This is a genomic window from Methylorubrum sp. GM97 (assembly GCF_024347855.1).
GTDB classification, from domain to species: Bacteria; Pseudomonadota; Alphaproteobacteria; order Rhizobiales; family Beijerinckiaceae; genus Methylobacterium; species Methylobacterium extorquens.
On the sequence record NZ_AP025942.1, the window covers coordinates 3,712,574 to 3,725,235 of the forward strand.

Genomic DNA, 12,662 nt, shown 5'->3' on the forward strand with positions numbered 1-12,662 from the left:
GCGAAGCTAGATGCGGGACCGGGCGGGTCAACGTGCCACCCGGTCGCGCTCGGTTCATTCCACGCCGCGGGCTGTGGACAGAGACGCGAGAAAATTGCCGATTTCCCGGCGCCGCTGCGTAGATTCGAGCACGTCGGCGCCGATCCCGAGACGCCACGCGCGATGGCGGCGGGTGGCGCCCTCGCTCCCGTCGAGATCCGAAATCTCGCCGGCATAGGCCTCGACCGCGGCGTGATCGGCAGCCAGCCCGGCGGAGACGACCGCATCGGCGCTCAGCCGCAGCATCGCGGCCAGTTCGTCGAGGTCGGTTTCCGGGTGGTACTGCGTGCCCCAGAACAGCCCGCGCCCGTAGCGGATCTCGATCGCCTGCACGTCGAGCATGGCATTCGCCGCGAGCACCCGTGCGCCGGACGGGGCGCCGACGACGGCATCGAGATGGATCGCGGGCGCATCCCAGGCGGGGGCGCGACCGGCCAAGAGCGGGTGAACGGCCCCGTCACCCGTGGCCGTGAGGCGCCGGGCGAAACCGTATTCCGGCCCGCGCGGATTCTCGCCGACATCCCCGCCCGCGATCGCCGCGGCGACCTGCATGCCCCAGCACGAGCCGAAGACCGGCAGCCCGGCTTCCAGCGCCGCGCGCATCAGGTCGAGCTGGCGCCGCACCGCCGGACCGTCATCGGCGAGCCGCAGGGTGGAGCCGGTGAGGACCATCCCGTCGAACCCGGCGAGATCGGATCCGATCGCGGCCTCGGCATCGGCCGGGTTCACCAGCGTACAGGCCGCCTCGGGCGCGAGATCGGCCACGACGCTGGCGAAGGCCTGCGAGGTGGTTTGGCCGACGGCGGCCTCGCGCTTCGCACGGCCGTCGCGGTCGTTGCCGTCGGCGATCAGCAGGCGCAGCATCGCGTTCGTCATGGGGGTGGGGCGGCTCCGAAGATATCCGGGCGAGAGGACATGCGGGCAAGAGGGCCTGCGGGCGAGAGGGCCAGCGGATGCGAACGAAGGCCCTGCCCGATCTGCCCGGCGCCGTCGCGGAGACGGGTCGCCACGGGGCAATCCGCCTCAGACCGTTCTCCGGCCCACCACGCCGACCGCGACCCCCAGCCCCACGGCCGCCAGCGCCGCCAGCACGCCCCAGGCCGGCAAAGCCGCCGCCGCGCCCTCGCCGAGGGCCGCCTGATAGGCCTCGATCGCCCAGGCGTTGGGCGTCAGCCAGCCGGCCTGCTGCAGCCAGGGGGGCATGAGGAAGCGGGGCACCATGCTGCCGCCGACCGCCGAGAGCAGCAGCACGCCGAAGGTCGCGGCGAGATGCGCCTGCTGACGTGTGGCCGAGAGCGCGCACGCGGCGAGCGCGAGGCCGGCCGCCATGGCCGAGACGAGGATCGAGGTGACGAGCCAGCCGATCCAGTGGCCGGACACATCGACGCCGTGCAGAAGCGCGGCGGCGGAAAAGATCAGACCGGCCTGGACCACGCCCTGGCCGAGCAGGAACAGGAATTTGCCCAGCACGATCACCGGCAGGCCGCCGGGGCCGGCGGCGAGGCGATCGGCCAGCCCGCCCTCGCGCTCGTCCACCAGGGAGAGCGCCCCCTGCATCGCCGCGAACAGCAGGAACACGGCGGCGATGGCGCCCGCATAGTAGCTCACCCGCTCGTTGCCGCGCCCGCTCGCGGTGGTGCGGGTCTCGACGAGACGGGTGAAGGAGAACGGCTCCTTCTTCGCCCGCTGCTCGGCGAAGGCCTCGTCGAGGAAGGCGCGCTCGTCCGGCCCGATCTTGCCGGAGCGCTCCACGTCCGCGACGATGCGCGAGAGCACGACGTCGGGCAGCGCGTCGTTGAGGGCCCGCTGGAGCTGGCCCAGCGCGATCGGTGTGGCGAGCGCCCGCGACGGACTCTCGATCAGCAGCACCGGCTGGCTCGCCGCCGCGCTCCCCTTGTCCTGGCCTGCCTTGTCGGGGCCAGCGGGTGCCGCAAGGTCGCTGCGCAGCACAAGGGCCACATCCACTTCCCCCGGCGCACGGCGCGGATCGCCGCCGCCTCGTCCGCCACATCCAGGCGCGCGATGCGCAAGGACGGCTCGGCCTCCAGCGCCGTCACGAGGCGCTGCGTGGTGGCGGTGCCCGCAAGGTCGGCGAGCCCGAGATGGATGCGGATGCGGTCGCCGATCGCGCCCGAAAAGATCGCTGCGAAGATCGCGAAGATGACGGTGGGCAGCACGAAGGCCATGGTCAGCGCCGCGCGGTCGCGCACGAGCGAGAGCCACATCACCCTGAATGCCGCCGCGATCACGCCGCGCTCTCCAGGCCCGGACGGTCGGCGAGGCTGTCCCGATAGAGGGTTTCCAGGCCGGGACGGCGCACGCGGATCTCGGCCACCGGCACACCGGAGATGCGCAGGGCGGCAAGCAGAGCCGCGCCGTCGAGCCCGCCGGCCGCGCCGTGGTCGGCGCGCCAGAACCGGGCGTCACCCGTGAGCGGCGAGAAGCCGGAGCGCCGCAGGGCCGCCTCGGCGGCGGCGTCCGGGGGGCTCTCCAGCACCGCCTCGTGCTCGGGCGGGGCGGCCTCAAGCGGGCGCATCAGCGCGGCCAGAGCGCCCTCGAGCCGGATCTGTCCGTCGGCGAGGATGGCGACGCGGTCGGCCAGGCGCTCGGCCTCGGAAAAATCGTGGGTGCTGATGACGAGCCCGGCGCCCCCCGCACGCAGACCCGCCAGCACCGTGTGGATCGACGCCCGCGCGTCGAGATCGACCCCCTGCGTCGGCTCGTCGAGCAGGATCAGGTCGGGCTCGCTGAGCAGGCTCACGGCGATGTTGACCCGGCGCTGGTAGCCGCCCGAGAGCGTGGCGACGAGCCGCCCCGCCACCTCGGCCAGCGCACAGCGCCCGATCGCCGCCGCGACCGCCCCGCGGCGCTCCCCGCGCTTCAGGCCGGCAAGCCGAGCGAACACGTCGAGATTCTCCGCGACGGTGAGGCGGGGATAGAGCGCGATCTCCTGCGGCACGAAGCCGATCCGCTTGCGGGTCGCGCGGTCGGCATGGGGATCGCCGGCGAGGATGCGGACGCTTCCGGCATCGGGCGCGAGCCGCCCGGCCAGCAGGCGGATCAGGCTGGTCTTGCCGGCCCCGTTCGGCCCGAGCAGGGCCAGCGTCGTGCCGCGGACGAGGGTGAGGTCGAGTCCGCGCAGGGCCGGACGGCCGCGATAGGCGAGGGCAGCGCCCTCGACGGAGACGAGGGGCGGGGCATCGCTGCGCATCATCCGCCCGTCAGCGCCGCGGCAGGGGACGGGCGATGCGGATCCGCACGGCGGCGCCGGGTTCGCGCAGGGCGAAGCTCGCGCTGGCAAAGTCCGGCCGGGCCCGGCGCGCGACCGCGCCGGAGAAACCGTAGGGCTCGAGCGGCAGGCCGAGCCCCGTCCGGTCGAGCCGGCCGTTGCCGTTCTCGTCCTGGAAGGCGGCGACCGCCCAGACGCCCGCGGGCACGTCGGTGAAGACGAAGCGCTCGGCGCCGCCGCGGACCGGAGCGCTCCGGCCGATCGGGCAGGCGGCCTCGCTCAGCCCGCCCTGGCACAGGGTGACGTAGACTTCGCCCGGCCCCGGCTCGGCCCCCTCGACGATCACCTCCAGGCCTGCCGCCCGCGCCGGGCCCGTAAGCGCAGCCAGCACGGCAAGGCCTGCGAGAAACGCGGCCCGCATCAGCTCGGATCGCCCTGCGTGGCAAGCGGCGAGGTCGTCGGCAGGTCCGCCAGGATCGCGGGGGCCTTCTCCTTGGCGAGATCCTCGATCAGGAGCCGGGCCGAGATGCGCGCACCCTCGTAGATCACCGGAAGACCGGAGCCTGGATGGGTGCCGCCGCCGACGAGGTAGAGCCCCGGCCCGAAGCGGTTATGGGGGCGGAACCACAGCATCTGCATGAGATCGTGGGCGAGGTTGAAGGTCGCGCCCTCATGCACCGCGAACTCGTCGCGCCAGTCGCGGGGATCGACCACGCGCTCGTAACGGATGCGGCTCTCGATGTCGGGAAGGCCGAGGAGCTTCAATCGCTCCAGAATCAGCTTGCGGTAGGTCGGGCCGACCGTCTCCCAATCGATGCCCGCCTTCAGGTTCGGCACCGGCACCAGCACGTAGAGGGCGGTATGGCCGGGCGGCGCCATGCCACCATCGGTGAAGCCGGCATGCTGCACGTAGATCGAAGGCTCCATCGGCAGCGTGCCGCCGGTGATCTCCTTGATGTTGCGCTCGTATTCCTTGGCCAGCAGGATGGTGTGGTGGCCCAGGCTCTCGGGCATTTTGCCCTCGATGCCGAGGTAGAGCATGTAGGTCGAGCAGGAGAGGCGCGCCTTGCCGATCTTGGCGTCGCGCCAGCGCGGGCGCCGCTCCTCCGGCACGAGATCGCGGATCACCTTGGCGAAGTCGCCGTTCACGACGACCGCATCGGCCTTCAGCGTCTCGCCGCCGACGAACACGCCGGTGGCGCGCTTGCCCTCGAACAGGATCCGCTCGACCGATTGCCCCAGGCGGATGTCGACGCCCATGCGGCGGGCCAGCCCCGCCATCGCCTCCGAGACCGCGCCGCAGCCGCCGACCGGGTGGTAGACCCCATGCTCGTATTCGAGGAACGAGAGGATCGTGAACAGGCTCGGGCAGCGGAAGGGGCTCATCCCGAGATATTTGGTCTGGAATGAGAAGGCGAGGCGCACCCGCGGGTCGGCGAAATAGCGCTTGAGATCCCGGTCCACGCTGCGGCCGGGATGGAGATGGGGCAGGGCGGCCAGCATCGCCGGGCTCGCCATCGACAGGATGTTGTCGAAGGGCTGTTCCAGCACCGGCTTGAAGTAGTTCAGCTTGGTCCGGTTCTCTTCGAAGAACTTTTCGACGTTCTCGGCGTCGGCGGGGGCGAGGCGGGCGATCTCGGCTTTCAGCCGCGGCACGTCGCCGGTGGCGCGGATCTGCCCCGAAATGCCGCCCTCACCCTCGAAGACGAGGTTGTATTGCGGGTCGAGCCGCTCCAGCCGGACATGGTCCTCCAGGCGCTCGCCGCAGGATTCGAAGATGTCGGCGAGGATCTGCGGATAGAGGAAGAAGGTCGGGCCGATGTCGAAGCGGTAGCCGCCCGGCGCCGCCACGGTCTTGGTGCGCCCGCCCACTTGGGCGTCCTTCTCGATCAGCGTGACGTGCAGTCCGGCCTTGGCCAGGAGCAGCGCCGTGGCAAGGCCGCCGGGGCCGGCCCCGACGACGATCGTGCGGCGGCCCGACAGGGTACGCAAACCTTCCCGCGACTGCAGCAACGCCCCAAGACTCCCAACCTGATATCGTCGGCGCAATCTTGGCCGGAAGCGGGCGAGGGGCAAGAGGCACGGATTGTCGCGTGCCGCCGGTCTCGACAGGTTCCGGCCGCGTTCAGGGCCGCCGCCGACGCAGCGGGAGCACGGCAGCGGCGCCGATCTGTGGGCCGGTCTCGGCGTCGAGATCGGGGACGGCGATGATCGGCGCGCCGCGCAGGTCCCGGCGCATGACGATGGCGCCGCGCTCCTCCAGATAGCCCAGCATGCGCCGGGCACGCCCCGCCGAGGAGGTGCCGTAGGCCTCCGCGAGCGCCGCGTCGGAGGGGCAGGGCGAACCTTCGAGCGCCGTGCGGGCGATGAGCAGGAACAGCCCGGCGAGATCCTCCGGCAGACCGGCGGCGATCTCCTGCGCCCGCTCCCAACCGGGTCCCTCGGCGGTGGCGCCCTGGACGCCGGCCCGCGCCACGGCGAGCCGCCGCTTGAACTCGGGCAAGCCCATCGCCTCGCCGCCGATCCGGCGGATACGGCAGCGGACGGTGAAGTCCTGGTAGAGGGTGGCGGGCGTGCAGGCGGCAGCGTCCGAATCGGCGAGCACCGAGGCGAGAATCTCGGCCATCGCCGCCTCGCGCTCGGCCGGATCCATCGGCTCCTCCTCCGGCAGATCGTCGCGCACCGGCGGGCGGTAATTGGCGAGCTGGACCAGCACGTCGGGGCCGGGCGCGCGCACGGGCTTGGGCCGGGGGGCAGGCAGGGGCCGGGCCTCTTCCTCGGCCGACGCCGTCATGATCAGGGCGCGCGCCTCCTCGCCCATGGTGGGCAGGGGGAGCAGGTCGGGGGCGGCGTTGCGGCTCTCGGTCACCGTCGGACCGATGGCGATCGGCAGCGGGCGCTTCGAGAGCGCCGGGCCGAGGCCGACGAAATGGCCGCGGGCGAGGTCGCGGAACATCTCGGCCCCGCGGCGGTCGAGGCCGAGCAGGTCGGCGGCGCGCGCCATGTCGATGTCGAGGAAGGTGCGGCCCATCAGGAAGTTCGAGGCTTCCGCGGCGACGTTCTTGGCGAGCTTGGCCAGACGCTGCGTGGCGATGATGCCCGCCAGCCCGCGCTTTCGCCCACGGCACATCAGGTTGGTCATGGCGCCGAGCGACAGCCGGCGGGCCTCGTCGGAGACCTCGCCCGCGGCGGCCGGGGCGAAGAGCTGCGCCTCGTCCACCACCACCAGCATCGGGTACCAGAGCGAGCGGTCGGCATCGAACAGCCCGCCGAGGAAGGCGGCGGCGGCGCGCATCTGGTCCTCGGCGTCGAGCCCCTCCAGCGAGAGCACGACGGAGACCCGGTGCTCGCGTACGCGGGCGGCGATGCGCAGGAGTTCCGCCTCGTTGCCGTCCGCCTCGATCACGACGTGGCCGTAGCGCTCGGCCAGCGTGACGAAATCGCCCTCAGGGTCGATGATCGCCTGCTGCACGAGGCCCGCGCTCTGTTCGAGCAGGCGCCGCAGCAGATGCGATTTGCCCGAACCGGAATTGCCCTGGACGAGGAGGCGCGTCGCCAGAAGCTCCGTGAGGTCCATCATCCCGGGCTTGTCGCCGGCCCGACCCAGATCGATCTCGTAGCCCATCCCGTACCCCGCTGGCGCCCGCTGCTTCTAACATGCGCCGGCCGGCCGGGGTCCGCGAGGGCCTGAGCCGTCCACAGGCGGGAGGCCGCAGGCGATCGTCAGACGCGGTAGAAGAGAACCCGACCTGCCGGGCATATCTGAAGCAGGAAATCGAAATCCCTGATGTTCCGCGTCAGAACCGTGGATCCGAGCTTCAGAGCCTGGAGGAACAGCACGCAGTCGTTGAGAGCCCGCCTGCGATCATCCTTGGCATAGTTTTGATTACGGCCCAGCATCCCGGCATAGACCGCCGCCTTAGCCAGCACCTCGGCGTCGGGCGTGAAGAGGCGGTGTCGCGGCACGCCTTCGATCATGCGACCGATCTTCTCCACCGCCTCCAGGCTCCGTGGGTCGGCCGGATCGAGAGCCCCGACCGCGTACATGAGTTCCTGCACGGCAACCGCGCTGTGGTTCACGTGTCGGATCGAAATCAGATCCCTGATGGCCGGCGGGGTCTTTCCTTGAAGACCATCGATATAGACGCAGGTATCGAGCAGAAGGTCATATCCGGCCTCAGCCCGAGCGCCGACGAAGGGGAGCAGGTCGTCCGCGCGCCGGAGCAGAGGCGATGACGGCATCTGCCTCCGAAGGCGCTCCGCAACCCTGAAGCTGAAAGCCACGTCGGGCCTGTCAGAATTCGAGATCCAGGCCCGGATCCACCGTACCGTGCAACTCACGGAAAACTTGCGCGAAATTGTCCTCGACTGCGAGGTTGGCCAGGGCGAACTCGACCAGCTCCGTGTCGGACTCCAGGCCCGTCCGTGCCTTCGCGCGCTCGATCAACTCGGATGAAACCCGGCCGGAGATTCGGGAATCCTTGCCGGCGGTGAGGCCGCTGGCCTGCGCGAGGGCCATCACGGCGACGACCTGCTCGCGCTTGATAGCTCCCTTGCGGCGGCTTTCCTCGGAGGGCAGCTTACCCAGGCTTTCCTTTGGCATTTGCCGAGCACCCCTGCTCATCACCGCCTCGACTGCCGTTGAACAAATTACATATTTGGGCAACATAGCCGGGGTTTAATCCAGGTTCAAGGCGCCCCCTGGGTCGGATGCGCGCTCCTGATCAAGATGAGAAACGCCGTCCGGCCAGATGATGCAGCGCGATCGCCCCCGCCGTCGCGACGTTGAGCGAGTCGAAGCCCGGCGCCATGGCGATGCGCACGCGGCGGGCGCGGGCCATCAGCGATTCAGGCAGGCCGGGCCCCTCGGTGCCGAGCAGCAGCAGCGCGCGGGCCGGTGGCTCCAGGGCGTCGAGCGTCTCGCTCCCGCCGGGGGTCAGCGCCAGCGGCGTCAGGGCGTGGCGTTCGGCGAGGTCGAGCAGCGCCGCCCCGCTCGGCGCGCGGGCGAAGGGCACGGTCAGCGCCGCGCCGGCCGAAACGCGGATCGCCTTGCGGTAGAGCGGATCGCAGGTCTCGGCATCGAGCCAGACCGCGTCGGCGCCGAAGGCGGCGGCGTTGCGAAACAGGCCGCCGACATTGTCGTGGTTGGTCAGCCCGACGAGCCCGACGACGAGGGCTGGGGCAGGGGCGGACGGGATCAGGGCCTCGGGTGACGGCTCCTCGCCGCGCAGGCCCACCGCCAGCACGCCGCGATGGATCGGAAAGCCGGCCACCGCGCTCATCACATCCTTGCCGGCAAGATAGACCGGCGGCCCATCCCCGCTCAGCAGATCCGCAAAGCCCGGCCAGCGCTCGGGCGCCAGCAGCACCGATTCCGCGGCAAACCGGGCGCTGCCCGAGAACAGCAGCCGCAGGGTCACCTCGCCCTCGACGATGAAGCGGCCCTGGCGGCCCACGAGGTCGCGCTCGCGCACGTCTCGGTAGGCGGAGAGCCGCGGGTCGTCCGGATCGTCGATGGCGATGGGCTCAGGCAAAAGAGGGCCGACTTTCGCTATCGCATCGTCCTGCCCCGAAAGCCGGCAACCACCTTTCGGGACGATGCTTTAGGCGCGGCCGCCGCCCATGCGCATGGCGAGCGGATCGGCCTCTTCCTTCTTCGGCACCTTCACCAGGGCCTCGCCGTCGAGCACCACCTCGTCGCCGACGGAGCAGGTGCAGGCCAGCCGGGCGCGGCGGCGCTCGGGGATCAGCTCGGCCACCTCGACCTTCACCTCGACGATGTCGCCGATGCGCACCGGCGCGCGGAAGTTCAGGGTCTGCGAGATGTAGACCGCGCCCGGCCCCGGCAGGCGGGTGCCGAGCACCGCCGAGATCAGGCCCGCGGTGTAGAGGCCGTGGGCGATGCGGGTGCCGAACGGCGTGCGCGCGGCGAAGTGCTCGGAGAGGTGGATCGGGTTGCGATCGCCGGTGATCTCGGCAAAGCCCACCACGTCGGAGGAGGAGATCTCCTTCTTCAGGATCTCCGTCAGTCCGACTTCGAGATCCTCGAAATAGAGCACGCGCAGTTCGGGCAACATGGTCAACGCCTCCCCGGTCCGGATCGCCGCTCGATAGGCGGCTTGGCTGTCCTTTGGCAGACCTTTCGCCTTGCACAGCCGCGCGTGCAAATCCAGCCGGACAATGGGCCGAGAGGCCCGCCTTCGGGAAGGGCCTCGACAGGGCAGGGCGCCTCGGTCCATCACCGGCCCGCTTCGCCCCACCCTCGGGAACCCGCCGGTGCCTCGTCTGCCGCCCTCGCCGAGTCTGCGCCCGGTCGTCGCCCGCGTGGCGGCGCTGAACCTCGGCTATTTCGGCATCGAGATCGCGGTGGCGCTCGCGATCGGCTCGGTGGCGCTGATCGCCGACAGCCTCGACTTCCTGGAGGATGCCGCGATCAACCTGCTGATCTTTGCAGGGATCGGCTGGAGCGTGCGCAACCGGGCGCGGCTCGGCACCCTGCTCGCCGGCATCCTGCTGGTGCCAGGCCTCGCCACGGCCTGGGCAGCCTACGAAAAATTCTCGGACTTCACCGCGCCGGCCCCCGTGCCGCTGACGCTGACCGGCCTCGGCGCGCTTCTCGTCAACCTCGCCTGCGCGCTGATGCTCGCCCGCCACCGCGACGGCCATGGCAGCCTCACCCGCGCGGCCTACCTCTCCGCGCGCAACGATGTCGCCGCCAACGTCGCGATCATTATTGCAGGAGCCGCCACCGCGCTGACCCTCTCGCCCTGGCCCGACCTCGTGGCGGCAGGCGGCATCGCCGTCATCAACGCCGATTCCGCCTTCGACGTGCTCAAGGCCGCCCGCCGCGAATGGCGTGCCGCGGCCGAGGAGGCGGCGCAGGCCCGCGCCTGACGCCTTCCAACTTCTCTCGAACCGACGGACGCCGTGCTGCGCCTCTTTCCCCTCTCCGACCTGCATCTCGAACGCCGCCGCCCGGAGATGATCCCGCCGCCCGCGGCCGCCTTCGACGTGCTCGTCTGCGCCGGTGACCTGCACGAGGGCCAGCCCGAAGCCGGGCTTGCCACGGTGCTGGCGCTGGCGGGCGAGCGGCCGGTGGTGCTGGTGGCGGGCAACCACGAACACTACGCCCCGACCGGCGACCCACGCACCGCGCCCGAACTCCTCGCCGCGCTCGAACGCGAAGTCGCCCGGCTGAACGGGCTGGGTCACCGCATCCACCTGCTCCAGGGCGGGCAGGCGGCGGTGATCGGCGGGGTGCGCTTCGTCGGCACCACGTTGTGGAGCGACTGGTCGCTCGCCGGGCGCTGGCTCACCGACGACACGCCCGACCGGCCCGACGACCCGGTCGCCTATGCGGCCGCGCGGATGACCGATCCCGTTACCGGATCGCGGGAATACCGCGGTTCGATCCGCCGGGCCGACCGCGAGCCCTGGTCGCCGGCCGACGCGATGGAGGCCCATCTCCGCGAGCGGGCGGCTTTCCTCGAAACGCTGGCCCAACCGCACCAGGGCCCCACGGTCGCCGTCACGCACCACCCGCCGAGCCCGCTCGCCGCCGACGCGTTCCGCGACAGCCCCGGCGTGCCGTGGTGGGTGCCGGCCTTCTACGCCACCACCATCCTCGACGACCTGCCGGACGCGGACCGTCCCGATCTCTGGATTTCCGGCCACTTCCATGCCGGGCACGATCTGCGGATCGGGCGCACCCGCTGGCTCGCCAACCCCGTGGAGGGAAAGACGTTTCGCAACGATCTCATCGTCTCGGTGGGATAGCGATCTCACGGACGAAACCCGACGGCGGCTTCGTGCGTAAGGCTCCGGCTCGCCACAGGCGGGACAAGCCAACAAAAAACGGGAGATTCGCCATGAACGCCTTCATCGCCGTCGTGCTCGTCTGCGCCAACGGCATCCCGCAGCAGGATTGCAACGACGAACGGGCGAGCGAGGTACGCAAGGTCCGCGTCGCGAACGAACTCGGCTGCACCAACGGCTGGCAGGAGATCATTGCCCGCACCGACCTGAGGGACGAAGTCGGCAAGACGAGCTACCTCAAGACCGAGTGCCGCCGGGTGAAGGAACGCGAATAGCTTGGACCGTTGCCTCTCCGGCGTCGCCTCCGCGCCGGAATCTGCTATTCAGGCGCGGTCGAGCCCTGAAATTCACGTGAGCGGAGGGGATCGGCACAGTGTTTCGCCGATCGTCGAGAGATTGATGCGCCCGAAATCCGGACTTGCCGCCCTGCGTTGGCCCGCCCTGGGCATGCTGGCCGCCCTGTCCGTGGCCGGGCCGGTCCTCGCCGCCGCGCCCCCGGCCCAGCCGACGGACGGTCCGGGCGGCGTCGGCGACAAGGCCGCCACCATCACCAAGCGCGCGGTCGGCAAGGCGAGCGCGGCGACCTATGCCTTCTACAAGGCAGGCCCGGCGCCCGAGGGCGGGCGGCCGGTGGCGGTGTTCCTGCACGCCTGGGGCGCGCCGAACCCGCAGGCCTACGGTGCCTGGATCGACCACCTCGCCCGCCACGGCTGGCTCGTGCTGTTTCCCCGCTTCCAGGAGGTGAACCGCACCCGGCCCTCCGACGCGCCGGCCATCGCCGCGCGCCTGCTGAAATCCGCGCTGGCGGATCTCGCAGGCGACGCCGACGCGAAGCCAGATACGGGCCGCCTCGCGCTGATCGGGCATCTGGCGGGCGCGCCGCTCGCCGCCCATCTCGCGGCGGAAGCCGCACAGGAGGGCCTGCCGGCGCCCAAGCTCGTCTACGTCGTGATGCCCGGCGGCATCGCCCGGGACGCCAAGTCCCGCGGCGTCCCGCTCGGCGATCTCGACGGCATCTCGCCCAAGACCCTGCTGGTCACGGTGATCGGCGACCGCGACGCGCGGGCCGCCGACGCCGCCGCCCGGCGCATCCTGCGCGACGCCCATTCCGTGCCGCCCGAGCGCAAGCTGTTGGTGCGGGCGCTCTCGGACGACCACGGCTTCCCGGCGCTCACCGCGACGCTCGCTTCGCCCGCCGGGCTCGACGCGGCCTATGACGGCGGCGCGATCAAGCTGCCGCCCGACCCGCCCGGCGAGAAGCCGCCACCCTTCCGCTGGTCGGCCGACATGGCGCTCTCCGGCGAGCAGACGACCCTGGTCTCGCAGATCAACAACGCCCGCGCCGACAGCCTCGATTTCCTGGCCTTCTGGCGCACCTTCGACATGGCGGCGACGGCTGCCTTCGCCGGCAAGGATGCCCAGAGCCTGAAGAACGATCCCGCTTTCAGCGATATGCGCCGCTGGGGCGACGGCTGGCCGGTCAAGCGCCTCGGCGTCGAGATGCCGAAGGTGCCGGGCACACCCGCCGCCGTGCAGCGCTGACCGCCCGTTTCCCGTCCCGATCCGAAACCTCAAAGGA

13 protein-coding genes and 1 pseudogene are annotated in these 12,662 nt (G+C 71.3%); 4 read left to right on the forward strand and 10 right to left on the reverse strand.

What is annotated here, in order from left to right; genetic code table 11:
• Nucleotides 1–54: 54 nt before the first annotated feature.
• The 10 genes and pseudogenes from MSPGM_RS17215 to croR form a co-directional block, all read right to left on the reverse strand.
• A complete protein-coding gene (locus tag MSPGM_RS17215; protein WP_003603442.1) occupies nt 55–915 on the reverse strand; it encodes a type 1 glutamine amidotransferase in 861 nt (286 codons plus the stop codon).
• A 147-nt stretch (nt 916–1,062) separates the two neighbouring features.
• Nucleotides 1,063–2,288, reverse strand: a pseudogene (locus MSPGM_RS17220) (ABC transporter permease).
• Nucleotides 2,285–3,253 carry an ABC transporter ATP-binding protein gene (locus tag MSPGM_RS17225; RefSeq protein WP_012753328.1) on the reverse strand — a complete coding sequence of 323 codons (969 nt, stop codon included), beginning with the start codon at nt 3,251–3,253 and terminating at the stop codon, nt 2,285–2,287. Before MSPGM_RS17225 ends, MSPGM_RS17220 begins: the two are co-directional and overlap by 4 nt.
• A gap of 7 nt (nt 3,254–3,260) precedes the next feature.
• Nucleotides 3,261–3,689, reverse strand: coding sequence for a DUF2141 domain-containing protein (locus tag MSPGM_RS17230; RefSeq protein ID WP_012254688.1), 429 nt, complete (start codon nt 3,687–3,689; stop codon nt 3,261–3,263).
• Entirely contained in the window at nt 3,689–5,281 is a 1,593-nt protein-coding gene (gene crtI / locus MSPGM_RS17235) for a phytoene desaturase family protein (protein ID WP_003606606.1), read from the reverse strand. The genes MSPGM_RS17230 and crtI overlap by 1 nt, the downstream gene beginning before the upstream one ends.
• A 112-nt stretch (nt 5,282–5,393) precedes the next feature.
• Nucleotides 5,394–6,893, reverse strand: coding sequence for a helicase HerA domain-containing protein (locus MSPGM_RS17240; protein WP_003606607.1), 1,500 nt, complete (start codon nt 6,891–6,893; stop codon nt 5,394–5,396).
• A 98-nt stretch (nt 6,894–6,991) separates the two neighbouring features.
• Nucleotides 6,992–7,510, reverse strand: coding sequence for a type II toxin-antitoxin system VapC family toxin (locus MSPGM_RS17245; protein WP_003606610.1), 519 nt, complete (start codon nt 7,508–7,510; stop codon nt 6,992–6,994).
• A gap of 52 nt (nt 7,511–7,562) precedes the next feature.
• Complete coding sequence (locus tag MSPGM_RS17250; RefSeq protein ID WP_012753329.1) at nt 7,563–7,871, reverse strand: hypothetical protein; 309 nt, start codon at nt 7,869–7,871, stop codon at nt 7,563–7,565.
• A 121-nt stretch (nt 7,872–7,992) separates the two neighbouring features.
• Nucleotides 7,993–8,802: a TrmH family RNA methyltransferase gene (locus tag MSPGM_RS17255; protein WP_012753330.1), complete on the reverse strand. Its 810-nt coding sequence runs from the start codon at nt 8,800–8,802 to the stop codon at nt 7,993–7,995.
• Between the two features lie 69 nt (nt 8,803–8,871).
• Nucleotides 8,872–9,345, reverse strand: coding sequence for a 3-hydroxybutyryl-CoA dehydratase (croR, locus tag MSPGM_RS17260; protein WP_003606989.1), 474 nt, complete (start codon nt 9,343–9,345; stop codon nt 8,872–8,874).
• A gap of 199 nt (nt 9,346–9,544) precedes the next feature.
• Between croR and MSPGM_RS17265 the strand changes: the two genes are divergently transcribed.
• The 4 genes from MSPGM_RS17265 (at nt 9,545) to MSPGM_RS17280 (ending at nt 12,625) form a co-directional block, all read left to right on the forward strand.
• On the forward strand, nt 9,545–10,162 hold the full coding sequence (locus tag MSPGM_RS17265) for a cation transporter (RefSeq protein WP_003606990.1): 618 nt from the start codon (nt 9,545–9,547) through the stop codon (nt 10,160–10,162).
• A 33-nt stretch (nt 10,163–10,195) separates the two neighbouring features.
• Nucleotides 10,196–11,044 (forward strand): metallophosphoesterase, encoded by an 849-nt coding sequence (locus tag MSPGM_RS17270; protein ID WP_003606992.1) that lies wholly within the window; start codon nt 10,196–10,198, stop codon nt 11,042–11,044.
• 92 nt (nt 11,045–11,136) lie between these two features.
• Nucleotides 11,137–11,358, forward strand: coding sequence for a hypothetical protein (locus MSPGM_RS17275; protein WP_003606993.1), 222 nt, complete (start codon nt 11,137–11,139; stop codon nt 11,356–11,358).
• A 124-nt stretch (nt 11,359–11,482) separates the two neighbouring features.
• Nucleotides 11,483–12,625, forward strand: a complete 1,143-nt coding sequence (locus tag MSPGM_RS17280) for a chlorophyllase/cutinase-like alpha/beta fold protein (protein ID WP_012753331.1) — start codon at nt 11,483–11,485, stop codon at nt 12,623–12,625.
• Nucleotides 12,626–12,662 lie beyond the last annotated feature (37 nt).

Excerpts from the sequence above, each read along its gene's own strand:
- MSPGM_RS17250 (WP_012753329.1), bottom strand. The coding sequence starts at position 7,871 with ATGCCAAAGGAAAGCCTGGGTAAGCTGCCCTCCGAGGAAAGCCGCCGC.
- MSPGM_RS17215 (WP_003603442.1), bottom strand. The coding sequence starts at position 915 with ATGACGAACGCGATGCTGCGCCTGCTGATCGCCGACGGCAACGACCGC.
- croR (WP_003606989.1), bottom strand. The coding sequence starts at position 9,345 with ATGTTGCCCGAACTGCGCGTGCTCTATTTCGAGGATCTCGAAGTCGGA.
- MSPGM_RS17225 (WP_012753328.1), bottom strand. The coding sequence starts at position 3,253 with ATGATGCGCAGCGATGCCCCGCCCCTCGTCTCCGTCGAGGGCGCTGCC.
- MSPGM_RS17275 (WP_003606993.1), top strand. The coding sequence starts at position 11,137 with ATGAACGCCTTCATCGCCGTCGTGCTCGTCTGCGCCAACGGCATCCCG.
- MSPGM_RS17230 (WP_012254688.1), bottom strand. The coding sequence starts at position 3,689 with ATGCGGGCCGCGTTTCTCGCAGGCCTTGCCGTGCTGGCTGCGCTTACG.
- MSPGM_RS17280 (WP_012753331.1), top strand. The coding sequence starts at position 11,483 with ATGCGCCCGAAATCCGGACTTGCCGCCCTGCGTTGGCCCGCCCTGGGC.
- MSPGM_RS17240 (WP_003606607.1), bottom strand. The coding sequence starts at position 6,893 with ATGGGCTACGAGATCGATCTGGGTCGGGCCGGCGACAAGCCCGGGATG.
- MSPGM_RS17245 (WP_003606610.1), bottom strand. The coding sequence starts at position 7,510 with ATGCCGTCATCGCCTCTGCTCCGGCGCGCGGACGACCTGCTCCCCTTC.